Genomic DNA, 305 nt, shown 5'->3' with positions numbered 1-305 from the left:
GTGGAGAGATGTTAAAGATTGAATATAGTGGGGTTGAGGAGGAGAAGGATAGGTGGGGTGAGTTTGGGAAAGGGTTGGGTGGTGGGGGATTGAAGGCATTTATGTCGGAGGGGGGTGGAGAAGGGGAAGAGATTTTTGGGAGAGGTGATGAGGGTAGACTGGTGGAGGGGATGGATGAAATTGGAAAATTAAATGGTGTGCTGGGAGTTGATGGAGAGGAGGAAGGGATGGTTGGGGAACTGGGGATTAAAAGAATTGGGGGGGGAAAGAGGGAAGCGATGGACTACGTGCAGTCAGGTGCTGTG

Annotated in this window: 1 pseudogene; it reads left to right on the top strand. The window is 51.1% G+C overall.

What is annotated here, in order from left to right:
- Positions 1–8: 8 nt before the first annotated feature.
- Positions 9–305: pseudogene (locus tag FS628_RS30385) on the top strand (hypothetical protein); the annotation flags it as partial.

The sequence above is a fragment of the Paenibacillus xylanexedens genome (assembly GCF_007676705.1).
GTDB classification, from domain to species: Bacteria; Bacillota; Bacilli; order Paenibacillales; family Paenibacillaceae; genus Paenibacillus; species Paenibacillus xylanexedens_C.
This window is presented reverse-complemented; position numbering and strand designations above follow the sequence as displayed.